We start from the raw sequence: 22,405 nt of genomic DNA on the forward strand, positions 1-22,405 counted from the left end.
GTCCTGTTCGCCCTGTCTGAGCCCTGCTGCCGTTACGGCCAGGGCGGCAATCCGCTTTTTCTGGGGGTGGATGGAGTGTGGTGTGACGTGGGGTGAGGTGGGTTCGTTGAGCCTCTGGGACTCGCTCTCGGGGGTGCGGCTCTGCGGCGGGTTGTTGCACGACTCGATGCAGGAGTTGCCGATGGGGGCGTTCCTCCGTGCTGATGCCGTCCGGGCAGAAGTACCTGTTCATGGTCTGGCTGATGTACACGCCGGCTCCCCCGGGACGGGGTCGCGATGGTGGTGCAGCCCGGACCGGGGAGCGCGCCCGTGCCGTGCGAGCGGCGGATCAACCGGGTGCTCGTTGCGGTGCGGGGGCTGCTGTCGCACGCCGTGTCGCCTGGTGAGGTACCGCGCGGGGTGTTGGGGCGGATCTACGAGCTTGCCGACCGCCGAGATCTTCCGGCGGAGGCCGCGGGCGAGGGTGGAGGCCTGCCGGCTTCGGCCGCTGCGCCATCTCCGACAGCCAGTCGCCGAGATGGACCGGGCGGCCGATGCCGAGCTGGTGGCGATGTTCGCCGCCTGCCGGAGTGCACGGGACCGCCTGGTCGTGCTGCTGCTCAACGGGACCGGCCCCGCTTTCTGTCCGTGCCCCGGCGGCACGGGCAAAGGCCCGCCTGCACGACTGAATACCCACCGCCATCGCGTCCGGTACAAGCCGGACGAGGGCAGAATCAGGGGAACGACTGCCTGTCCCCCGTCGATGGTTTCCAACGCGAGGACGACGACCGGGTGCTGGCAAGCGGCCGCTCCCCTCCTCCAGTCCTGTCGGGGGCGCAGCCACATCGCGGATACCCGCTGCGACGTATAGCCGAGCACAACGCGCCGGTCCAGGCTCGGCAGGGGGCGGCAATGTGGGCGCGCCATTCTGCACCTCGCAGGCGTCCGCGGCAGGCGTCGACGGCGATGCCGCCGTCGATGACGGGGATGAGGTGGGCGTAGGCGAGGAGGTTGAGGACGGCGCGGGGCCAGCCAGGGCCGATCGACGCCGGAAATGATCACGTCGCAGTCGGCCGCTGCAGCGAACCGCTTTGACGGACACCGACGGTGTGGTGGTCAGGCTGCGTGTGCTGTCTCGTATTCGGCGGGACTTCGGTACCCGAGGCTGCTGTGCAGTCGGTGCAGGTTGTACCAGCTCTCGATCTCGATGAAGTCGAAGATCACGGGGCGGGCAGCGGCCCGGTTGGGCCAGGCTGCGGTGCCCCCGCACACTGCCTGAATTTCGTCGGACGTGGCGCTCCAACGTCGCTTCCAGCTCGGCTCATGCTTCCGGAGGGCTCGAGAATCAGCTTGTCCAAGTCTTGATCTGAGCGGCTACCTCCCGTACGGGGAGCCCATCCCGTGCGGCGCGGGCCAGCGGGAGAACGGCGTCCAGGCCAGGGCTCACCGGCAGGCCGCACGCCGTCAGGTAGGCCGCGGTCACGGTGGCCGCGAACAGCAGGTTCCTCACCTCGAGGCTGGGATTTCTCGCCAGCTCGCACAGCAGAGCCGCTGCCTTGTGATGGGGCTCGGGGTAGACCTCGCGGTCAAGGATTTCCGCCCGATGACGTGCTTCCGCTGCGACCGGAACCCCGTAATCGACGACCTGGGGATCTCCCGGGATCTGCTGTGCGACTGCCAAGATCCAAGCAAGATCGATGCGAAGGTTCACGCGGCGCCCCGTGACTCCGTCGACTTGTCCGGGAGGCCGGGGTACCGGTCCTCACCGACCTCCGCCTCGAACTTTTCCGTGTACGCAGCCAGGAACGCCGCGGCGCCGGCCATGAAGGCAGCGCGTGACTGGTTCACATCAGCCTCGATCAGGTCGGCCACATACCCCTGCAAGCTCAAGCCGCGGCGCTTGGCCCGGTCCTCAGCGGCCGCTTTGATGGCTTCGTCCAGTCGGATATTCGTCTGCTTTGCCATACTCACACTGTAGCTATGTCGTGGTACCAGTGCATAGCAGGCCATTCGGTTCCCGGAGCTCGGGCGCCCCGTACCGACGAAACGTGCTCGTACTCGTCGAGGAACCGGGTTCAGGATTCCACCGAGGCCTCGAGGCGGCCGTGCCGGAGCTGGCGCTGGCGCTGGGCGAGTACTGCGTACGCGTGCACCCGGGCCTTGCCGCTCCTGAGCGGGCTGCAGGCGGATCGACTGCCGCAGTGCCTTGATGCTGCCCGCCAGGTCACCCTCTTCCATCAGCACGTGGCTCACGTGGGAGAGGTAGGAGTGACACCGACCATGGAGGCCGCGTGGACTCGCTGTTGCGCCAGGGGTTGCGCCGGGTGTTGCGCACAGCTTCGGTAGCGGAGCTGTATTCGACCTGGTCAGAGGTGGTTGTGCGGACGCTTACCGGTCTGGCTTCCCCTGTGTGGCGGTTGTTGGCGTGGTATAGCCCCGTGCGGGGTGCGTCCGCCCTTTCGGCCGTCGTGGCAGCAGGCTGGGAGCCGCTGCGCTGGACCGGTGGTGCGATGACGGCCCGCAAAGGAAGAGGCTGCCGGGGGCCTGCAGCGGTTCGGAGGTGGTGCGCACTGCGTGCACTTCACCCCTACCGGCTTCTCGTGGATCAACCAGGTCGAGCGGTGCTTCGGCTTCCTGGCCGCCCCGATGATCCGCTGCGGCGCACACAAGAACGTCCAAGCCCTCGAAGCCGGCATTCGCCGCGGGGTCAAGGTGTCACTCCTGTGGCACGGAGCCGCGTGTGGTGCTGTGGGAGGAGCCGGCCTCGGGTGCGGTGTCGCGTTCGGTCCAGCTGCCCAGAAGCGCCAGGTTCTCCCGGTCGGAGGGTTCGGGGCCAGCGGTGTAGACGCACAGGGTCTGGTCGGGGTCGTCCGGCGGGGAGAGACATTCGTAGCGGAAGGTGATGTCGCCGACGAGCGGGTGGTGGTAGCGCTTGTGCCCATGGGTGCGTTGGCGGACCTGGTGATCGGACCACCAGCGGGGAAACTGCGGGCTGCGGACCGACAGTTCGCCGATCAGGGCCGTCAGCTGCCGGTCGTACGGGTGGCGACCGGCGTCGAGGCGCAGCATGGCGACCGTCTCCGCTGCGGTTCGCTCCCAGTCCCGGCAGCGCTCCTGGGCGGCGGGGTCGAGGAGCAGGTACCGGGCGTAGTTGCGCTGAGTGGCGGGCAGGGCGTCGAAGTCGGTGAGGACGGTACGGGCGAGGGCGTTGACCGCCAGGACGTCGGTGCGCCGCCCCAGGATGAACGCAGGTACATGCTCCAGCGTCTCCAGGAGGTGCCGCAGGCCTGGGCGGACCTTTTGCGGGCGCTCGGGTGAACGTCGCCGAGGGGCTCCGGTGGCGGCGGACGCCAGGTTCATCAGGTGGGCGCGCTCGGTCTGGTCCAGGCGCAGGGCCTGGGCCAGGGCGTGCAGGATCTCTTCGGAGACGTTGCCCGCGCGCCCCTGTTCCAGGCGCGTGTAGTACTCGGTGCTGATCCCGGCGAGCCGGGACAGCTCCTCGCGGCGTAGCCCGGCCACGCGGCGCGCACGGGCGTCCGGCGCGATCCCGACGTCTCCCGGCTGCAGCCGAGCGCGACGGGAGCGCAAGAACTCGCCGAGCTCCGCAGTCTGCTTCATGTATCCATTCTGCGAGCTCGGCCGTGAGACGCGAGAGCTGTGACTGGTCCCGCCGGTACTAGTCACGAGGAGGCCAGCTCCGGGCCCCGTACGGGCTGTGGGCAATGGTCTGCTGGATGAGGCGGCACGAACCCCGTTGCCCCGCCCGACAGCCACGAAAGAAGTCCCGCACCATGACCGAACTGATCAACGACACCACGCTCGCCGGCCGTATCGCTGTGGTCACCGGCGCCTCCAGCGGCATCGGCGAGGCCACTGCCAAGCAGCTCGCCGCCCGCGGCGCCAAGGTCGCCCTGCTGGCGCGCCGCGCCGACCGCCTCCAGACGCTGGCCGCCGAGATCGAAAAGACTGGTGGCACCGCCTTCGCGCTGGCCGTCGACGTCACCGACGCCGATACCGTGCGCGCCGCGGCCGAGCAGATCGAGCAGGAGTTCGGCACCGTTGACCTTCTCGTCAACAACGCCGGAGTGATGCTCCCGGCCCCCGTCGAGGAGCTGCGCACCGACCAATGGCAGCGCCAGATCGACCTGAACATCACCGGCCTGATGAACGTCGTCGGCGCGTTTGTCCCGCAGCTGGTCACGGCGGGCGCCGAGCGGGGCGTGGCCGACCTGGTCAACGTGTCCTCGATCGCCGCGAAGAACATCTTCCGGAACTTCGCCGTCTACTCGGCCACCAAGGCCTACGTCACGCAGCTCTCCCGCCACCTGCGAGCCGAGCTGGGCGAGAAGCACGTCCGGGTGTCGGCGATCGAGCCTGGCATGACTCACAGCGAGCTGCACGGCCACGTCACCGACCAGGGTGTGCAGGAGTGGACAGCCGGAATCCACGACATCATGCTGCACTCTGAGGACATCGCCGAGACCATCGTGTTCACCGCCTCGCTGCCCCCGCGCGTCAACCTGCAGCAGGTCACGATCATGCCTACCGGGCAGCCCGCCTGATCATGCCGTGTCCCGTGGGCGCGGGCCAGTCCTCTGCCATGAGGGCACCTCACTCGTGACTGCACGCTCCGGTCCCGCGAACAAGAGCGGGGTAGCAGCTCCCCCGGCTCGACCCTCGTGTAATCCCAGCAGCCGCGTCGGGCAGGGGATTCACCACGCCGTGGGACCTGCACCCCACCAGTCGAACAACTCGTCGTCCAGATGAACCAAGTTGGGGTCGAGCCCAGCCCTCCGCAGGAACTCCATCAGGTTCCCGAAGGTCGTACGCGATGGCGAGGTCCTGGCAATCCAGGCGCACCCGTCGGCCGCCACCCTCAAAAGGCAGCGGATACACAACCACCTGGTGCCTTTCCATACGATCAGGGTGCCTCCGGCCCAAAACGGGGTGCATCCCCCGCCGGGCCTCCATGAGAGCTGCCGACGAACCGGCGGCAGGTGGTCGTCGTCGGCACCGCCGGCACGAACAAGCCCGGCGGGCGGATCCGGGACCGCGCCCGCCGGGCCCAGCCTAGATGCGGTCCACGAAGACGCAGCTCCACACGTGCGTGCCCACGATGCTGCCGTCGGCGCGTACCGCCTGCAACGTGTAGAAGTGCGTGGCGCCCCGGGCGGCTGTGCTGTCGATGTAGGTGCGGGTATCCGCCGGCAGCAGTGCGCTGTGGAGCGGCTCGTACGACTTCGTGGCCGCGTTCCACCGGCTGATCCGGTAGCCCGCGACGGACTCACACTCGGCCGTGTTGCTGCACCACCAGGTGATGCCCGGCCCGACCTGCTCAGGTCCACCGATCACGGTGCCGTAGGTCGTGCTGCCGAGGTCCCAGTCCCGCATGACCGTCACCGACGGTCGCACATCCAGCTCGGTGGCCTGGACGACCGTGACCTTCGGGTCACTCGGGTGCAGCGCGTTGCCCCAGCGATCCGCGGCGACGACCGCGTACAGGTACGTCTCGCCGTCCGGCAGGCCGCCGCACATGACCGCGAGCGGGTCACTCGTTCCCTCAATGCAGGCTGTGGAGCTGAGCCACTTGATCGTGCCATCGTCCTGTCGGCTGCCCGTCCACACCCGGTAGCGCTCGATGTCGTCCTCGGCAAGGGCAGCCCAGCTCACCCGTATGCCGTCCGCCCGCGGGGTGGCCTTGACCCCGGTGACGGGGGCGGGTGCGACGCGGTCGCCGGTGCGGACGACCAGGGGTGCGGACAGCGCCGACTCATTGCCGGCCGGATCCACCGCCGCCACCGCGTACGTCACGTAGGTGCCTGCGGGCATGTCAAGGTCATGGCAGATGCCGCCGATGCTGGTCTCGTCACTCTCCCCTGCGCAGGTCACGCGGGTGAGCGCGGCCGGGTCGAGGACCTTGCCGGGCGAGCGGTAGAGATGGTACGTCCCGCCGTTGCTGAAGTCCTCGCTGAAGCCGTCGGGCTGCTCCCAGTACACCGAGGTGTCACCGAACCGGATGACGGAGCCGAGGGAATGCGGGGACTTGGGCGGCGTCCGGTCGACGCCGTCGCCGGTGACCGAGGCGTACGCGGATGTGTTGCCGAGCGCGTCCAGGGCGCGAACCCGGTAGTACCGGGCGGTGTTCTCTGGTGCGTTGGTGCGGAAGGACGTCGTGGCCGTCGTGCCCAGCAGCTCGAACGGGCCGGCCGCCGTCGGGGCGGCGTACACCTCGTACTTGACGGCGTCGGCGGCCCCGCGCCAGGCCAGAGTCGCCCACCACGCGTCACCGACGACCGTCAGATCCGTCGGCGCAGTCGGTCCCGTGCGGTCGACTGACACAACGCCGGCATCGGCGCTGCCTGCGGACTCGCGGCCGGCCTTGTCGACGGCGCGGACCTCGTACAGGTAGGTCTGGCCCGTTGCGGGCGTCGCGTCCACGGAGGACCGGGAGGTCAGCAGCGCCGAGCCGCCTACCCTTGCCCAGGGAGCGTTGCCCAGTCGGCGGTACACGCGGTAACCGGCGAGGTCCATCTCCTTGTTGCCGGCCCAGCGCAAGGTGGTCCTCGAGGTTGCCCGGTCATACACCGCGGTAAGGCCCGTTGGTGCCAGCGGCTTGACCGTGTCGACAGCCGGCTCGGTGCGCGCGGCATACGTGAAACCGGCATAGGCATAGCCGGTCCAGGCAACGTAGTCCACGCGGATCGTGTGCTTGCCGGCCGGGATGGTCAGGTCGACGGTCTTGCGGGCGGTGCTGGAGACGTTCTTCCACAGGTTGATCTTCCGCACACCGTCCACGTAGACACGCATGCCGTCCTGCGTGGCGGCAGCAAGCCGGAACGGGCCGCCGGAGCCGAAGTCCCGTGTGAGGGACCAGCGGACGGAGAAGTTGTCCTTGGGCAGCGTGACACCGGCCGGATCGCCGTTCCCGTAGCTCTCCTTGATGACGGAGTCACAGGACGTCAACTTCGGCGTGCCGCTGAAAGTGGAGTTGCCGAAGAACTGCGCCTTCCACAGAGGGGACGTACAGGTGACGGCAGCAGATGCCGGGGCGGCGGACATCAGACCACCGGCAACGGCCATAGCGACTGTCGCGGCCAGCGCTGTCAGCCGGGTACGAGTCATCACAGACAAGGGGCCCTTTCCGGACCAAGGAAAAACGGATGGTGCCTATGTGACACACGAGAACGAGGCCAGGTTGCCCCGATCCCCCAACCTCTTCACAAACACGCACCGCATCTCACCAAGAACCCGCGCACAAAGCTGGCGCAAGCAGAGATCCCTCACGTCCAAGCCACCCCCGCGGCACGGCTGTGGCACGCCCGATCCCCTCGATGTGAACTCCGGCCGTGAGGGACGCTGGGAAGCTGAGGTCCGCCGAGCGTCAGGCATTGATGTCGGACACCAGGCGCGCCAGGGAATGGGTACTCCGGGACCCAGCCTGGTGCATCGTCCAGCGGCGCGACGTCGGAGAGGTTCATGCAGCACCTCGCGATGCGAAACGGCCTGGGGGACGACCGGCTGGAGACCACGTGGCTGGAGAAGCCGGAGCTACCGACCACCGCCACCACTCGAGTACAGTCCGGCTTCACAAACCCGCGTCGGTCAGGATGCGATGCATCCGCTCAGGCCGCAGCGCCGGGTTGGCGGCGGCACCGTGGACGACCTCCGGATCCGGGTCGGAGAGCAGTCGTTCCAGAAGCGTGTCCGTGATGTTGGGATGCCGCGCGACCCCGCTACGCACGAAGGACTCCTCGGCGACGGCCAGCCGCTCCAGGGCCGGCGCGGGCAGCTCGGGATCCTGCAGGGCGACGTAGCGCACGTGGGGATCCGGTTCGTCGGCGAGCGTACGCAGCGTGTGGCGGGGGAAGTTGGGGTGCTCGACAAGGAGCGGGCTGAGGTGGAACACGTCCCCGTGGGCCCGAACGAGCCGTTCCAGGACCTCCGGCGGCGCATCCGGCCGGCGGGCGGCGGTGCGACGGACCTGGAGGTCGGGGTCGTCGTCCAGCCGCCGCCACGCCTCCTGGGGCAGGTCGCGGCAGGCGGCCAGCACGAGCCGGAACGCCACATGCCGGCAGTCCACGTACGTCAGGCGTTCCGCCAGGGGCGCATCGCTCAGCCACACCGGTCTGGCCGGGTTCCAGCCCAGCGCGACCTCGGCCTCGATGCTGCCGTCCGCGCGCTGACCTTCGACATGGGCGTACAGGCTGTCCCTGGTCCTCTCGTCCACGGGCCGGCTATGAGCCAACGCGATACGGACGACCGGATCGTCCACATCCAGGAGCCGGGCCACCATGTCGGCGGTCAGGTACGGGTTCGCGGCGACAGCCTGCCGGACGTCCTCGTCGTCCCCGTCCCGCGTGAGCGCGAGGAACTGCTCCCACGTGAGCAGGACGCGGCGCGCCACGTTGGCGCGGGTGGCGGGGTCGGCTAGGCACCGGTCCCACCACTCCGGCGGAACTCCCGGTTCTTCGCGAGCCGTCGCTACCGCCCGGACCTGCGGATCGGGGTCGGCGAGCAGGTTCACCTGCACCTCTACGGGCCGCTCCCACCAGGTCTGCGCGACCGCGGCACGCAGCTTCGGGTCCGGCGCGCCGGCGAGTGCCCTCGGTGGCTCGCCGTAAGCCTCCTCAAGAGCGTCGATGTGGGTCGGCACCCCGAGGTCGACCATGGAGCGAATGAAGTCCGCGTACGCGTCACGGATCGCGCGGTCGGAATGCGAGGCGATCCGGCGCCGCATCTCCGGTGAGATCAGGGACCGGCGCATCAGCACGCCGCTGTCGCTGCCGCCGTGAGTCAGCAATGCCTCGACGACGACGTCCGCCAGCAGGCCGTCGCGCTGCTCCACCCCGTGCCGGCCGGCACCGTGTGCCGCCAGACGTACCAGGACGTCGTCGGAGGCCATGGGATTGCACCCCAGCCCGGAGAGTCGTGGATGCGTGAGGCTCGTCATGCGCCCAACGTAGTGGCGCGGCAGCGGCGTTTTACGGTCAGGGGGTATGGGGCGGCAGCCACTTCGCGCAGGTGCCGTCCATCGGCGGGGCCATGGCCTTCCCGGATCTCGGCCTGTACCGCACCACCTCCGCGGTGCGCGCCACACCGATCAACGTCCACGAGCCGGCCTGCGCCGCCCGCACGGCCCGGATCGAGCCCGGCGTCATCGGCGACCCCGGACTCCACAAGCGAGGCGATCCTGCTCCTCGTCGACGCCGGGGAACCTCCGCTGCGAGTCCTGCCCAGCAGCGGTCAGGTCGACGCGGAATCACCATCGGTCCCCCATCGAGTAGGAGATCATGAACGCATGGTGCACACACGATCGGCCCTGCAACCGCTCCTCCTGTCAGCCCTGATGGCACTCTCCGCCTGCGGAACGCAGTCCGCGAACGGGGCCGCGCTCGAGAGCAGGGCACGATCCCTGGGGATCGCGCCGGCCATGGTGTACGTCACCGACGTCCCCGATTACAGCGTCGCCCTCCAGTCCGTCGGCGTCATCGGCGACCACGGCTTCGGGGTCTCGTACAGCGGCCCGGAAGGAGGGACCATTGAACTGCGGGTCGACGAGCGCGCTTTCAGCGGCCCGGTCGGCTGTGCCGAGGACACCGACGCGGCGGGGACCGTTCAGGCGACCTGCGAGCAGGAGGGGAACCACTGGTACCGGGCGACGAGCACGTCGCACTCCTACGTGCTGGAGGACGCGGGCAGCGTGATCCGGCTGTCCGCCGATCCGGGCACCGTGAGCCGCGACGTCCTCAGGCAGGCCGCGGAACACGTCCACCGGGCCTCTGCCGAGGAGGCCGCCCACGTCCTGCCGTCCGAGGACAGGGACGGCCAAGGCCAGCCCGAGCGCGGGGACCTCCCGGCGAACGGCGACGGCGCCCCGCGGGACCCGGCCGGTCTCTTCGCGGGGACGAGCGGCTGACGGGCACCCGCACCGTCCGGCGCTCCGGGCCGTTACGGCCAGGCCGTCTCTTCCAGATCTTGCCTAGTCGGCGGCGTCCCACTCCGCCCGCACCCAGGCCAGCTGCGCGTCGCTCAGCAAGGGGTCGAACCCTTCCGGGAACATCAGCATCTTCGGCTGCGGCCACATGTTCTCCGGCCCGTGCTCGTCGCAGTGCAGGGCTATCAGGTGCGGCCCTTCCCCGCAGGACTCGTGCCAGTAGGGGCGGTCATGCGCGTGGCAGAAGTACCCGAACCCCCAGCAGTCATCTTCTTCGGCCGGCTCGTAGAAGCTGGGATCTTGAACGATCGTGGTCACCGGCTCCTGCCGGTTGAACAGGGGGATGGGCCGGGGATCGCACCACAGCAGTCGGGGAGGTATCACGCGCCAATGCTGCCCGATACCGACCTGTTCGGATCATTGGGTCGCTGGTCCGGTTATGTCATTGACTGATGCGCGGTGATCGCGAATCGAGCCGCTGCTTGGGGCCGGACTCCGCGACGTGGTGGGCGGTGGCGTGATCACCGGCAGGTACTCCGTGCAGCAGGGGACTTCCACATCGCTGACGGCGAGGTCCAACCAGAGCCTGACTGGGGCTCGCACACGCCGACGGGTTCACGCGCGCCACGCGGCCCAGAGTGTTCAGGGCGTTTGGCACGCCGGGGCGGACAGCTTGATGGCACGCGTCCTTCACGCCGCGCCCCCATGATCCGTGGCACGTTCGGCCCAGCCCCGGTGGGGACGAGCGCTAATTTGGGGGCACGCCAAAGCAGAGGAGCGCCCCGTGGGCAAGGTGGTCATGTACAGCTCGGTGTCGGTGGACGGCTTCGTCGCGGACGACAATGACCAGCCCGGACCACTGTTCGACTGGTTGTCCAGCGGTGACGTCCCGTTGGACGAGAGCGGCTACGTGAAGGTGTCGCAGACCTCCTACGACTACACCCGGCCGTACTGGGACCAGATCGGAGTCACGATCGTCGGCCGCCACGTCTTCGACATGACGGACGGCTGGGACGGGAAGCCTCCGGGCGGCATCGACCACGTGGTCGTTGTGACGCACCGGCCGGAACCCGAGGGCTGGGACCCAAAGGCGCCGTTCCACTTCGTCGACGGCGTCGAGGCAGCCGTGGCCAAGGCGCAGGAGCTTGCGGGTGACCGCTTGGTCGAGGTCGCCGCCGGCGAGGTCGGTGGCCAGGTGCTTGCTGCGGGCTTGGTCGACGAGGTGCGCATGGACGTCGTACCCGTCGTGTTCGGGTCCGGCAAGCGCTACTTCGGGTCGGTCGACGCGCAGCACCTGTTGGATGATCCCGACGTGGTGATTCAGAGCAACCGGGTGCTTCACCTGCGCTATCGGGTGCGCCGTTGACCGATCCGAGCGGGTACGCGAAGAAGTCTGCTGCGAACGGTGACACAAGATCGGGCCTCCGGTGGTCGACCGGGGGACATGCTGGAGCGCGCCCGCCGCATCGGCAGCCGACACCGGACGCGGGGCGTGGCCTTGGGCCTTTGTCCCAGCGCCACTACCGCTGCGGCTGACGGACGCCCTGGGGCGGTGTCCCCACGCAGCAGACGGGCCATGTAATAGGTGGCCCTTGGCGGTCAGGGGCATTCGGCACGCACCTGGGGCACCCGGCACACCTGCCACGCCGGTCGCGGACACGTGCAGCCACGGGAACGGGCGCGCCGTGACGCGCGTGGCCGGCACCGGCGCTTCCGTCGGGCAATCTCCCGTCCACCCCGTGGCACGTATCCGGGCCGCACAGCCCACAGAGCCCTCGGCAGGTGCGGGCGTCGGTGCAGGTTCGCCGCACCCGGTGGCCAAGAGCTGCCGTCTGCGTTTCCCGGCGGTCCCTTCCGACGGCCGGACATTTCCGGAGGTCCCCCGCGATCGCATGGACGGGTAGTGCAGTCCGGCTCCTATCCCCTGGGCATCCGTGATCACCGGCCCGGAGCATCAGCCCGCGCGCCGCGCCGCCCCAGGTTCCACGCTGGTGTCATGCGCGCTGCGTGGACCCGCCATGTGAGCCACCGAAAGCACGCGGACACCCGGATGCGGAATCGGAGACATCGGTGAGTACAGAACGGGCGCAGCAGCTTCCCCTGACCACACAGCCGGAGCAACGGCGGGTGGCGCTCGACAGTGGCAGGCGGTGGTGGGGTGCGGGTACCGCTACGGCCCTGTGCATGGCGATATCCGGCCTCGCACCGGTCCCGGCTACCGCGACTACGGCTACGGCTACGGCTACGGCTACGGCGCCTAGTGTGGTCACGCTGACAAGAACGTTCACCTTCACCGGTGCCCCGGAGAGTCTCACCCTTCCGGCGAACACGACGGCGACGATCACCGCGGACGGCGCCGGCGGCGGCAGCTCTCGCACCCCCCTCTGCGGCCTCGGCGGCAACACGGTCGGAGGAACAGGGGCACGAGTCGTCACCACCCTTCCGGCCTCCGCGACTCCGACACCACTCACCATCAACGTGGGCGGAACCGGGAACAAAGGCTGCGGCGGCAGCGGCGTCGGAGGGTACAACGGCGGCGGCAACGGCGGCAGCGCCAACACCTCCTCAGCCGGCGGCGGCGGGGCTTCGAGCATCGCGGCAGGCGGCAGCCTGCTGGTCGTGGCGGGCGGCGGAGGAGGAGCCCAAGGCCGCGCCGGCATCAGCCCCACGCCCGGCAACGGAGGCAACGGCGGAACCCCGGACGCCACCGCCGGCGCCAACGGCACCAACAACGGCCCCAACACCAGCGAGGGACAGGGCGGCGGAGGAGGCAGCACCAGCACCGGCACCGCAGGTGCCGGCGGAGCACCCGGGACCATCGCGCAGTGCCTGCCCACCGCCGGAAACCCCGGAAGCAGCTTCTCCGGCGCGACCGTGGGCAACGGAGGCGCCGGGGGCAACACCGCCGGCTGCACCGGTGACTTGAGCGGTGGCGGCGGAGGCGGAGGCGGCTACTACGGCGGAGGCGGGGGAGGCTCTGCCGCCGCCACCGTCAACTTCGCCACCGGCGGCAGCGGCGGCGGCGGAAGCAGCTACGCCTCCCCGACAGGCTCCGGCACCGCCTTCAGCCTCTCGCCCGTGGGCACCTTCGACACGAACGGGCAAGTGACGATCAGTTACGAGGTTGCGGACCTGGCCTTCACCACGACCAGCCCGCTGCCCGACGCGACCCAGAACGCCCCTTACTCCACCACCCTGCAGACCACCGGCGGCACCGGCAGCCCCACCTTCGCCGTCACCGGCGGCGCCCTGCCCAACGGCCTGACGCTCAACCCCACCACCGGCGCCATCAGCGGCACACCGACCGCGACCGGCACCTTCACCTTCACGGTGACAGCCACCGACCCCGACGCCGGCGTCCCGGCAGCCGTGAGGCAGTTCACCATCACCGTTATGGCCGCCACCTGCGCCACCGCCACGCCGACCATCACCGGCAACGACCGCGCCAACGTGCTCATCGGCACCCCTGGTGACGACGTCATCTTCGGCCTCGGCGGCAACGACCACATCGAGGGCCTCGGCGGCAACGACATCCTGTGCGGCGGCGCAGGCAACGACAGCGTCGTCGGCGGCGATGGCAACGACCGCCTCGAAGGCCAGGACGGCGCCGACGTTCTCACCGGCGGCAACGGCAACGACGCCCTCTTCGGCGGCAACGGATCCGACGTCCTGGACGGAGGCTCCGGCACCAACACCAACGACGGCGGCCCCGGTCTCAACGTCTGTGTCCGTCCCGCAACCGGTCCCGGCTGCACCCCTTGAGGTGGCTGACCGTCGTACAGCAGCGTAAGGACAAGCACCCAACCGCAGCACCGATCGCGGCGAACTGCGGCAACGACCACTCCCGCCGGTGCCGGCACCGATCGAACGTCACCTTCGACGGCACCACCATCGCAACCGGCACCGACTCCTATCGCCTCGCCGGCACCCGGGCGCGGGCCGAAGCACCCGTCGAGGCCGGCTGACCGTTGAAGGCTCCAACGTGATGGTCCTCCGCCCTCCTGGCGGAGGACCATCAAGCACTGTGCCAGGGAACGTCCGGCGTGAGCATTTCGTGGATGCAGCGGCGCAGCCCGCTGCCGTAGTAGTCGACCGGGGGGAGCCATGGCACCCGCTGGAACAGCTCGTTGAGTTGGTCGGTGCAGGGGTCGGTGAGGAGGGTGCGGAGTTCGTCGGGGACGGGGTCATCGACCAGGCACAGCCAGGCAAGGGCGGCACCGACGCGCGTCTCGAGCGGCTGGACAGCGTCCGACCACAGGGCCCGGGCCCACGCGGGAGCGTGTTCGTCCTGGTCTTCGCGGGCGAGTTGGGCGATTGCCAGGATCAGGCTCACCCGGACCGCCGGATCATCTTCCACTGCCAGCCTGCTGTGCAGGGCGGAGGAGATGCGCGGCATCTCGCCGGTCGCCGTCGCCAGGACGAAGGCGGTGGCGGAGCGGACTTCGGGATCAGGGTTGGGGAGAAAAGGGAACAAGAGGTGCAGGTCGGCGGTGATGGCGGCGCGAGCGGCCTGGATCGTCCAGTCCACCGGACACATCGTGGTGCCCTCCGCATCCTCGGGGTCCTCGGCGACCTGGAGGAGGCCTTCGCGTCTGCCGTCCCCGAAGTGCTGGCACCGTGCGATCTCGGCGACCAGGCGAAGGGTTGACGCGCGGAGCCGCGGGGCCCCGGTGGTCGCGATCCGGAGCAGGAACGGGACCGCCAGTGCTGCCACCGCGATCGTGCTGCCCTGGTGGTGGAGGTTCTCCCACAGTTCCCCCAAGGCCCGGCGGGCGGCTTCGGCGTCTTGGGAGGCGAGCGTCGCGAGGCGACCGGGGATCTCCTCGCCCGGTCCGTAGAAGTGCGGGAACCGCTGCCAAGGGATCTCGTCGTACTTGAACCCGTCCTTGACCTCCTGCGGGACCGCACCTACGACCGTCCGCATGTCGGCATCCGTGCCTGCCCACGGCTCGGGCCATCCGGCCCAGCGCTCATCGTCCATGGTTTGGCCTTCCGGTCCACCGACGCCATCCGACCCCGGGGAGTCTAACGACGGTGCGGTGGAGGCTCATGTCCTTCGCGCGCGGGCAGGGCCACGGACTCCCCCGGCCCCAGGCCCCCGTCCTTCCCGCGCGCGAGGGTGGTCCGATCAGCAGGTCGGTGACGAGGTCCGTGCCCGCGTCCCTCTGCGGGTGGGACTGATTTCGAGCTGGACCAAAGCGGGCCGAGCGCGTCGTTCAAGGGGTGGATGGCTGCACGAGTGGTCTCTGGCCCCCTTGGTGTTGCGCCGGCTGTCAAACCTCGATGCGTCGTTGCCACCAGGGCAGGTGTTGTGGAGCGAACGGATCGTTGACAGTGCGCTTGAGAACGCGTGCGTCGATCGGCGCCAACGCGGCCTGCAGTTCCCTTCGAGCTCGGGGACGTAGGTTGCAAGCGGCAACTTCGAGGAGGGTGCGGATGTGCCCGGTGGGGACGTCGGAGTAGCCATAGTGCCACTCTTCTGCATTGCGGGGGCGGCCGGCTCGCTGGGCCCAGCGGCGGAAAGCAAGCACGATGTCACCCCTGGGCAGGCGTCGCTCACGCTCGAACTGGGCGATTTGCCGGTTCGTGGAAGCGGACAGACCTCTGATGACGGTCCGCCTGAAGTGTCTGGTGTTCCGCAGCGGCAACTGGGATCTGATCTCGCCCGGTGTCCGGCGAGGCATGTGGACTTCCTGGAAGTGCCGGTGTTTGACGCGAGAACGCTAGCCGTGGCGGCACGAGGTGTTCAAGAGCAAGCGCGTCTGGGCCAATTGGCGGCCTGCCACCGGGCTGCTTTTTCCCCTACTCGGTCAAAACCTGAGACCTGAGCTCGGCGCTGCGGCGATCGAGTCCCATGTAACCGAGTACCGCAAGAGCGTGGTGTCCGGCGTTCGCGGGTTGGCCGGCGTCCTTCCCACGCAGGGTGGAGGTCGTCCGTCCGTGTCAGCAGACACCATCCCCGCCGCCCGTTGTTACTCCGGCTGTAGATCGCGACCTTCACGTCGGAGATGCAGGCGTGTCACGGAAGTTGAGCCAAAGCCGCTTGTCACGAATGAGGCCACCGCCCCGTGGCTCACTCCAGCACCAACAGCACCGCCAGAGCGACGAGGAGGGAGTCGATACGGTCGAGGATGCCGCCGGAGCCGGGCAGCCACCGGCCGGCGTCCTTGGCGCGGGCGCCCCGCTTGACCATCGACTCCAGCAGGTCCCCGAGCGGGCCGCCGACCGCCACAGCCACCGCCGTCTGCCACGTCAGGGAGGACAGCACGGCCAGCGTGAGGAGACCGGCCGCGGCCCCGGCCAGCGTGCCGCTCCACCGCTTAGCGGGCGACAGCGGGGAGAGCCGGGGGCCGCCGAGACGGCGACCCGCCGCGTACGCGGCGATGTCGGCGATCGACACGGCCACGAACAGGACGAGGCCGAGGACGCCGGACGATACGAGGCCGGCCAGGACGCCCAGCCACACGAGCCCCAGCAGGCCCGCCCCCAGGCGGCGGAGCCCGTGCTCCACGTCGCCCGAGAGCAACGGCACCCCGGCAATCGCAAGCGCCCCGGCCGCCGCCACCCGGAGCACCTCCCCGGGGGCCAGCCAGACAGTGAGGACGAGTCCGACGATCGCCGCGCCAAGCACCGCCCGGTCCACCCGCCCCAGCCGGAGCAGCCCGCCGAACTCCGCCACCGCGACCACACCGACCACGGCCGCGAGCACCGCGATCCCCGGTGGACCGAACCAGAACGCGGCAGTCACCAGGGGCACTGCAAGCGCCCACACGCACCAGCGGACCATCAGTTCACGGCGCCGGGTAGCCGCCACCGCGACGCCTCCGACCGCCAGTGCCCCGCCGAGGTACGGCACGAGAGCGGCGACCGTCGTCACCGGGAGGCCCGTCCCGGCGCGCCCGACACCACTGCGGCATGCGTGCGCAGCGCGTCCAGGGCACTCTGGCACGCCGCCACGATCCGCGCGTTCTCCGCCGTGTCGCGAACGGCGATCCGGACCGTCCGCCCCTCGTACGCCGGGGACATCGGCGACAGGTCACGCAGGAACACCCCGTGCCGCCGGCACTCGCGCACCAGCCGCGCCGCGCTCGGTCCGTCCGGCGGCAGGGTCACCGTGAGGAAGTTCGCGACCCCCTCGTCGACCGAGGAGAATCCGTCCAACTCCTCAAGGTCGTACGCCAGTCCCCGGCGCAGCACATGGGTGCGGGCCCAGCACTCCGCGTAGTACGCGGGGTCGCGCAGCGCCGTCACGGCAGCCAGTTGGGCCGGCAGGCTCACGGGCCACGGCGGCGTCCAGCGCCGCAGCTCCCCGGCCGTCTCCGGACCGGCCACCAGGTACGCGGCCCGCATCCCCGACAGCGCGTACATCTTCGACAGCGAGGTGCAGACCACGACCCGGGCATCGACCGAGGCGAGCCCGGCAAGCGAGTCCTCCGGATCGGCATACCCCAGGTACGCCTCGTCGATCCACCACCGGGTCCGCACGGGCGAGGCCTCGATCACCGCGCGCAGCGCGTCGGCCGGGGCGTGGCGGCCGGTCGGGTTGTTCGGGTTGACCACGACCACGAGGTCATACCGTCCGTCGCCGGTCGTGGTGGCGAGCCGGGCCGGGTCGAGCAGCCAGCCGTCCTCCCGGCGCAGCCGGAGCCGGTCGACCCGGCAGCCGATCACCCGCTCGGTGACATGGGCGTACTCCCCATAGCCCGGATCGAGCAAGAGCACCCGGCTGCTCGGCGTCAGCCACCGGCCGAACGCGCGGAAGATCAGATCGGACGAGCCCGCCCCGACGACCAGCGACTCCACCGGCAGCCCGCGGACCCCGGCGATCTCCTCGAGCAGTCCCTCCGCGCCCGTCGGCGGCGAGGTCCGGGCCGCCCACCCCGGATCCTCGGAGAGGACCGCGCGGACCCCTGGGGACGGCGGGAACCAGGCGTCCAGCACATCCGCCGCGACCACGTCGTGACGGCGTGTCAAGGTCCGGAAGTCGGTGCCGATCGCCGAGAAGAACGCCCCGCCGTGCTCGCAGCCGTCCGCACGCGGCGCGAACGGCACGTCCAGCCGCCAGTCCAGGCCCGTCCGCAGCCGCTCCAGGGTCCGGCCGTGACGCTCCGCGACCGTCCTCGTCAGCTCGGCCACGGAGCCGCTGAGGACCTCGAACGAGACTGCGCCCGAGCGGACCGTGCGCCCAACCGGCCGCAGGCCGGCGGCGAGGTACATGTCGAGCAGCTTGGTGCGTCCCATCGCCACCACCCGGCGGCCGCCCCGCGCGGCGACCCAGCGCAGCGCCGCATACATGAGCAGTGGCGCCGCCGCGGTGGACCGCCAGTGCTCTTCGACGGTCAGGATGCGGATCTCGAACGGCGCCTCCTCGGTCAGGACCGGCAGCTCCTCGCGCGTCAGGTACTTGTCAAGTGAGTACCGGCCGACCCACGGCGGGGTGAGGCTGACGAAGCCGATCCGCGTCTGGCCGCGCGCGGCCACGAGATAGACGTTGTCGCCGTCGAGTCCGTCACTCAGCCTTCCCGACGGATCCACCGGATGCTGGCCGAGCTCCTCCGCGTACACGCGGTGGCGCAGTTCGTGGATCCAGTCGTGATCCCGAGGAGTGGCAGTGCGCAGTTGCAGGGCGTGGTCCATGCGTGTGTCCCCCTGAGACGGTCCGGCGTTCGCGCCCCAGCATGGAGGAGTCCGTCAGACGGCACCTGAGTACGCGTACTCAGCCGGACAACGGAGGAGTTGGAAATGCTCCAGGTCAGGGCCGAGTCCATGGGCAGGTGCCGAACCACCAGCGCCGGCCGCGCCTCGGCACTGATGTTCGGCCGCGCCGGCTTCCAACTCCTCCGGAAGCGAGCCCTTGTTCTCCGGGGTTCAGGCTGCCGTGGTCGGCGGGACTCGACCGCTACACCTCGGTCTCGGTTCCAGGGTCGTCCCGGACGCACTTCATCGGCGCCCTCGCGACGCAGCGTGGCAACCACCGTGTGGAATTCACGGGGGGGTCGGCCCGGTGAACCATGATGCTTCCGCTGCGGTGATCACACGAGGCATCCCGTGATCATCGCATCGGCCAGGCCGATCCTTCCGTCTTGAGACAGGCAGCCGAGGCCCGGGGCCCTGCGGGGAATGCCGCCGTCCTCTGTCATGCTGCGTCCGTGGCTACTCCTGGCTCCCGCACGAAGACGACCGACGTCTGGGCGCTACCCGAGGACGAACAAGACGTCGGGCAGCGCATCAGCGAAGCCCTGCCGCAATCCGGCTGGCTCTGCAGCCACCCCGGCCCGAAGGGCCTTCACCAGGTGCACCTGCATCCGTCGCTCGGGGAGGCCCTGAGCTGCGGTGGCCGGCAAGCGTTTCTGCTTCTGCCCGCTGGAGCTCGGGCACCGGGGGACGTCCTGGTGGACAAGGCAGTCGCCCCGAGGGCCGACTTCCGGCACTCGGCTGCCGTGCAGTTCCTTTCCTCACGCCGTCTTCGGAACGGCGAGGGCGAAGTCCTCGAAGCCGGGCGTCTCGCGGTGCGCTGGTTCGAACAGGAAGTCGGGCCTAAGGGCCATCAGGTCCTGACGCAGGAGACGAACCTCGCCTGGAAGGCCCTTCGTTTGGCGACCCGGCCAGCCATTGTTGAGAGCCCCCAGGGCCGACGAATCTCCGGGATGCGGATCGGCCCCGCCGCCCATGGCCTAGTTACCAGCAGCAGGATGCTGCTGACACGAGGCGGTATCCAGCGTCTGCATCTGGCGGCGGCGCCCTCCACCGATCAGATACGGGGCAGCCATTAGGCCCGATCAACCTGCGCATACGCGCATGCGCAGGCTTCGGTTTCGCGGGTGGCGTTGACCACTTCAGCACTGTGGCAGAGTCCTACCCATGCGTACACCCGGACCGAGACGCGTCGCATCGGGCCTTCTTCTGAGCACTGCCTTGACCCTGAGCGCCTGCAACCAGGAACACACAGGATCGACGGCGGCCAGCCCCGCCCCGAGCCTCAGCAGCCCCGCCTTCCCCTCACCCAGCGGCTCACCCGCCGGCCCGGCACCGGGCAATGTGGAGCCCGGCTCCCACGACGGAGCTCCGCACTACCGCGAGAACAACGGCTTCAAGATCCCAAAAGAGATGTCCTCCGCCAGTGAAGAGGCTGCCCGCGCGGAAGCCGCCCGCATCGAGCCCGTCCTCAAGCGGCTCTGGACGGCCAAGACGTGGGATGCCGAGAGTGTGCGCACGGCGCTGCTCAAACTCGGCTATCGAAACGAGGGTCCGGACAGCGAACAGGGGCGCGGAACACTCTTCGTGCGGGCCCACGATCCCAACAGCAACCCAGGCACCAGCATCGCCCTCAACGTCCGGCAGGACGCCTGTGTGACCGCGTTCGTGCAGACGACCAACTACCAGGTCAGTGTCAACGGCCGGTTCCTGGAAACCGGCTGCTTCGAGCCGCGCGGCGGCCACTGATCGCCGGGGCCTCTGGGTTCACTCCGGTAAAACACGGCATGGAAGATGCAAGGTGGATCTGCACAGACGCGGCTTCGCGCGTGAGAGGTGACTTTTCACCTCGCTGGTCACGACCGCCGACAGATGCAGCCTCCGACCGCACCGGACACCCCAGGTGTGCCCGGGCCTTCCGTGCTTGTGCTCCGCACGGTGGGCGCTGACGCCGCCTCACCCGCCCACGAGGGACGCTCCCCGCTGCCGCTCAACGCCGCGCCGGGCCCACCACCCGGCGCCCCTCCCCCACCCCTGGCCGGCGCAGCCCGGATGGCGCCCCGGAAGGCCGGGCTACTCGGGCTGGGTCACCGTCAGGGCCCATCGAATGCTCTCATCCGATACCTCGCCCCCCACCGAACACGATCCCCGCCCCGGAACGCCGACCGGGCACGCCACCGAGAACCCGGCCTCCTGCTCCCCCTGCCGACGCATCGTCGAGCGGGTTCAGTAGGGCGGTTACTGCGCGGGCTTCGACCGGGCGGGGCGGGGTGGTTGTCGGTCGGTGATTGCGTCGAGCGCGGCTCGGGCCGCGGCACGCACTTCGTCGTCAGGGGCGTTGGTCAAGGGGCGGACGAGGGTGTGGGCAGGTCGCGCGTCGAGTCCGAAGATGGCGAGGGCGTCGAGGGCGGCGGTCACTACGGTCCAGCTTTGGTGCCGGCCGGCCCACCTGAGGGTGTCCGTGATCACGGGTATTGCGATGGGGTCCTTCAACTCGGCCAGGCGTGACAGGTAGAGGCCGGCGGGGATGGGCGCGTGCGGGCGGTCGGGATCGATGAGTCGCAGGCCGTTGGCAAGGAGGGGGACGAGCCGGTCCGCCGCCTGTGGGTACCCGCCGACGCCGTAGAGGACCCGCCAGTCATCCATACCGCTTTCGAGGGAGCGGATCAGATCTGGGATGGCGCGGGGATCGCGATGGTCGGCCAGGGTCATGACCCCCTCTTGGTATGCCGTGCGAATGAGGGCGTTGTCGCTTGCCCAGACGTCCGGACCGTAGGCGGTGCGCAGGGTGGCCATGTGATCGTAGAGGGTGTCGAGGAGGAGCTCGGTGTCCTCGGGGGCAACCCTGAGACTGCCGCGCCACCACGCGCTGAATCCATCTTGGATGATGCGGGCCGCGGCCCAGTCGTCCGGGAGCAGGTCGAGCAGAGATGTCAGCACGGGACGGGGCAGGGGGCCTGGGAGGTCCTTCGCCATGGCGATGGCGTCGTATCGGGTGGCGGCGTCGGCACTGGTCAGCTGTGCGACGAGAAGGGCCGTACGATCCTCGATCCGGTCGCCCAGGACGGTGTGCAGGGTGCGCAGGACGCTGCTGAGCGGGGAGTGTTCCTGCCGGAGGTGGTCGGGATCGAACCAGTCGACGGCCAGGTGAGCGGGGCGCACCGTGGGGGCGACATCGCGGCCGCGGACGTACGAGGACGATTGGCAGTATCCGCATCCGTCGCACGGCTTGACGGCGGTCGGCGTCACGGTGCTGCCTCGTAGAAGGGTGATCGCGCGAGGCGCGAGGTCGGCGGTGTCCCGGTCCGAGTCGATCAGGGTCCGGTGGGTGAGGGCCGAGAGCCGGACAGGGGCGTCGACGTGAGGCCGTTCTGGGCCGTCGATCAGGTCGTCCAGCCAGGTTGCCACGGTCGTCCTCGTCTCCGGCAGCCGGACGGCCAGACGCGCCAGCGTGCGGACGACCAGCAACCGCTCCACGATCCCGTCCTCGGCCGGCAGGCGCTCGGCCACGATGCGGGCGGCACGCCCGCCGTCAGCGAGGAAGAGACCGACGGCTTCGATCGCGTAGCGGCGCACCAATGGATCCGGGTCCGCCGTGTAACGGACGAAGGCCTCCGCCCGCTCGGCCATCTCGGCAGTGATGTCGACGTGAGCAGTCGACTCGACTCCCTCCACCGTCAACTTGACCCGGCCGTGAAGGACCGGGCTTGCAGGTAGGTACACGACTGGCTGTCGTGTGCTCTCCCGCATCTGAGCCCCTGCTAGGCAGGGGCTGGGACGCGTGACGCACGCCCCGCA

Annotated in this window: 16 protein-coding genes and 2 pseudogenes; 7 read left to right on the top strand and 11 right to left on the bottom strand. The window is 69.7% G+C overall.

The window, feature by feature from the left end:
• Positions 1–1,095: 1,095 nt before the first annotated feature.
• The 4 genes and pseudogenes from CHF15_RS46655 to CHF15_RS38695 form a co-directional block, all read right to left on the bottom strand.
• Positions 1,096–1,230 (bottom strand): annotated as a pseudogene (locus CHF15_RS46655) (IS3 family transposase); the annotation flags it as partial.
• Positions 1,231–1,324: 94 nt separating this feature from the next.
• Entirely contained in the window at positions 1,325–1,690 is a 366-nt protein-coding gene (locus tag CHF15_RS38680; RefSeq protein WP_089228625.1) for a hypothetical protein, read from the bottom strand.
• Complete coding sequence (locus CHF15_RS38685) at positions 1,687–1,944, bottom strand: hypothetical protein (protein WP_089228626.1); 258 nt, start codon at positions 1,942–1,944, stop codon at positions 1,687–1,689. Before CHF15_RS38685 ends, CHF15_RS38680 begins: the two co-directional genes overlap by 4 nt.
• A 750-nt stretch (positions 1,945–2,694) precedes the next feature.
• Positions 2,695–3,597 (bottom strand): helix-turn-helix transcriptional regulator, encoded by a 903-nt coding sequence (locus CHF15_RS38695; RefSeq protein WP_089228627.1) that lies wholly within the window; start codon positions 3,595–3,597, stop codon positions 2,695–2,697.
• Positions 3,598–3,770: 173 nt separating this feature from the next.
• On the opposite strand from CHF15_RS38695, the gene CHF15_RS38700 reads away from it, so the two are divergent.
• On the top strand, positions 3,771–4,541 hold the full coding sequence (locus CHF15_RS38700) for an SDR family oxidoreductase (protein ID WP_089228628.1): 771 nt from the start codon (positions 3,771–3,773) through the stop codon (positions 4,539–4,541).
• 508 nt (positions 4,542–5,049) lie between these two features.
• Here CHF15_RS38700 and CHF15_RS38710 read toward each other — a convergent pair.
• Entirely contained in the window at positions 5,050–7,038 is a 1,989-nt protein-coding gene (locus CHF15_RS38710; RefSeq protein ID WP_220093383.1) for a PA14 domain-containing protein, read from the bottom strand.
• A 526-nt stretch (positions 7,039–7,564) separates the two neighbouring features.
• Positions 7,565–8,929 (bottom strand): hypothetical protein, encoded by a 1,365-nt coding sequence (locus CHF15_RS45540; RefSeq protein WP_220093384.1) that lies wholly within the window; start codon positions 8,927–8,929, stop codon positions 7,565–7,567.
• Between the two features lie 348 nt (positions 8,930–9,277).
• Between CHF15_RS45540 and CHF15_RS38720 the strand changes: the two genes are divergently transcribed.
• The gene (locus CHF15_RS38720) at positions 9,278–9,895 is read left to right on the top strand and encodes a hypothetical protein (RefSeq protein WP_089228630.1); all 618 of its coding nucleotides are present in this window, start codon (positions 9,278–9,280) and stop codon (positions 9,893–9,895) included.
• Positions 9,896–9,958: 63 nt separating this feature from the next.
• Here CHF15_RS38720 and CHF15_RS38725 read toward each other — a convergent pair whose 3' ends face one another.
• Positions 9,959–10,297, bottom strand: coding sequence for a hypothetical protein (locus CHF15_RS38725; protein WP_245939283.1), 339 nt, complete (start codon positions 10,295–10,297; stop codon positions 9,959–9,961).
• 400 nt (positions 10,298–10,697) lie between these two features.
• Between CHF15_RS38725 and CHF15_RS38730 the strand changes: the two genes are divergently transcribed.
• The 3 genes and pseudogenes from CHF15_RS38730 to CHF15_RS46915 all read left to right on the top strand — a co-directional run.
• The gene (locus CHF15_RS38730) at positions 10,698–11,279 is read left to right on the top strand and encodes a dihydrofolate reductase family protein (RefSeq protein WP_089228632.1); all 582 of its coding nucleotides are present in this window, start codon (positions 10,698–10,700) and stop codon (positions 11,277–11,279) included.
• An 896-nt stretch (positions 11,280–12,175) separates the two neighbouring features.
• Positions 12,176–13,675: a calcium-binding protein gene (locus CHF15_RS38735; protein WP_089228633.1), complete on the top strand. Its 1,500-nt coding sequence runs from the start codon at positions 12,176–12,178 to the stop codon at positions 13,673–13,675.
• A 107-nt stretch (positions 13,676–13,782) separates the two neighbouring features.
• Positions 13,783–13,878: pseudogene (locus CHF15_RS46915) on the top strand (ATPase); the annotation flags it as partial.
• Positions 13,879–13,928: 50 nt separating this feature from the next.
• On the opposite strand, the gene CHF15_RS46130 reads toward CHF15_RS46915, so the two are convergent.
• The 3 genes from CHF15_RS46130 to CHF15_RS38760 form a co-directional block, all read right to left on the bottom strand.
• Positions 13,929–14,837, bottom strand: a complete 909-nt coding sequence (locus tag CHF15_RS46130; RefSeq protein ID WP_245939284.1) for a hypothetical protein — start codon at positions 14,835–14,837, stop codon at positions 13,929–13,931.
• Between the two features lie 1,149 nt (positions 14,838–15,986).
• A complete protein-coding gene (locus CHF15_RS38755; RefSeq protein ID WP_179280161.1) occupies positions 15,987–16,790 on the bottom strand; it encodes a phosphatidate cytidylyltransferase in 804 nt (267 codons plus the stop codon).
• The gene (locus tag CHF15_RS38760; RefSeq protein ID WP_089228635.1) at positions 16,787–18,550 is read right to left on the bottom strand and encodes a pyridoxal phosphate-dependent aminotransferase; all 1,764 of its coding nucleotides are present in this window, start codon (positions 18,548–18,550) and stop codon (positions 16,787–16,789) included. Before CHF15_RS38760 ends, CHF15_RS38755 begins: the two co-directional genes overlap by 4 nt.
• Before the next feature lie 512 nt (positions 18,551–19,062).
• Between CHF15_RS38760 and CHF15_RS38765 the strand changes: the two genes are divergently transcribed.
• On the top strand, positions 19,063–19,686 hold the full coding sequence (locus CHF15_RS38765) for a hypothetical protein (protein ID WP_089228636.1): 624 nt from the start codon (positions 19,063–19,065) through the stop codon (positions 19,684–19,686).
• A 142-nt stretch (positions 19,687–19,828) separates the two neighbouring features.
• Positions 19,829–20,356, top strand: coding sequence for a hypothetical protein (locus tag CHF15_RS38770; RefSeq protein WP_245939285.1), 528 nt, complete (start codon positions 19,829–19,831; stop codon positions 20,354–20,356).
• A gap of 489 nt (positions 20,357–20,845) precedes the next feature.
• Here the strand turns inward: CHF15_RS38770 and CHF15_RS38775 are convergent, their stop codons facing one another.
• On the bottom strand, positions 20,846–22,237 hold the full coding sequence (locus tag CHF15_RS38775) for a hypothetical protein (protein ID WP_143681732.1): 1,392 nt from the start codon (positions 22,235–22,237) through the stop codon (positions 20,846–20,848).
• Positions 22,238–22,405: the final 168 nt, after the last annotated feature.

It is taken from the genome of Actinacidiphila glaucinigra (assembly GCF_900188405.1).
Lineage (GTDB): Bacteria > Actinomycetota > Actinomycetes > Streptomycetales > Streptomycetaceae > Actinacidiphila > Actinacidiphila glaucinigra.

What these genes read in the sequence shown, in the direction of transcription:
- CHF15_RS38700 (WP_089228628.1), top strand. Translation starts at nt 3,771, where the DNA reads ATGACCGAACTGATCAACGACACCACGCTCGCCGGCCGTATCGCTGTG.
- CHF15_RS38710 (WP_220093383.1), bottom strand. Translation starts at nt 7,038, where the DNA reads ATGTCCGCCGCCCCGGCATCTGCTGCCGTCACCTGTACGTCCCCTCTG.
- CHF15_RS38720 (WP_089228630.1), top strand. Translation starts at nt 9,278, where the DNA reads ATGGTGCACACACGATCGGCCCTGCAACCGCTCCTCCTGTCAGCCCTG.
- CHF15_RS45540 (WP_220093384.1), bottom strand. Translation starts at nt 8,929, where the DNA reads ATGACGAGCCTCACGCATCCACGACTCTCCGGGCTGGGGTGCAATCCC.
- CHF15_RS38775 (WP_143681732.1), bottom strand. Translation starts at nt 22,237, where the DNA reads ATGGCCGAGCGGGCGGAGGCCTTCGTCCGTTACACGGCGGACCCGGAT.
- CHF15_RS46130 (WP_245939284.1), bottom strand. Translation starts at nt 14,837, where the DNA reads ATGCGGACGGTCGTAGGTGCGGTCCCGCAGGAGGTCAAGGACGGGTTC.
- CHF15_RS38695 (WP_089228627.1), bottom strand. Translation starts at nt 3,597, where the DNA reads ATGAAGCAGACTGCGGAGCTCGGCGAGTTCTTGCGCTCCCGTCGCGCT.
- CHF15_RS38760 (WP_089228635.1), bottom strand. Translation starts at nt 18,550, where the DNA reads ATGGACCACGCCCTGCAACTGCGCACTGCCACTCCTCGGGATCACGAC.
- CHF15_RS38685 (WP_089228626.1), bottom strand. Translation starts at nt 1,944, where the DNA reads ATGGCAAAGCAGACGAATATCCGACTGGACGAAGCCATCAAAGCGGCC.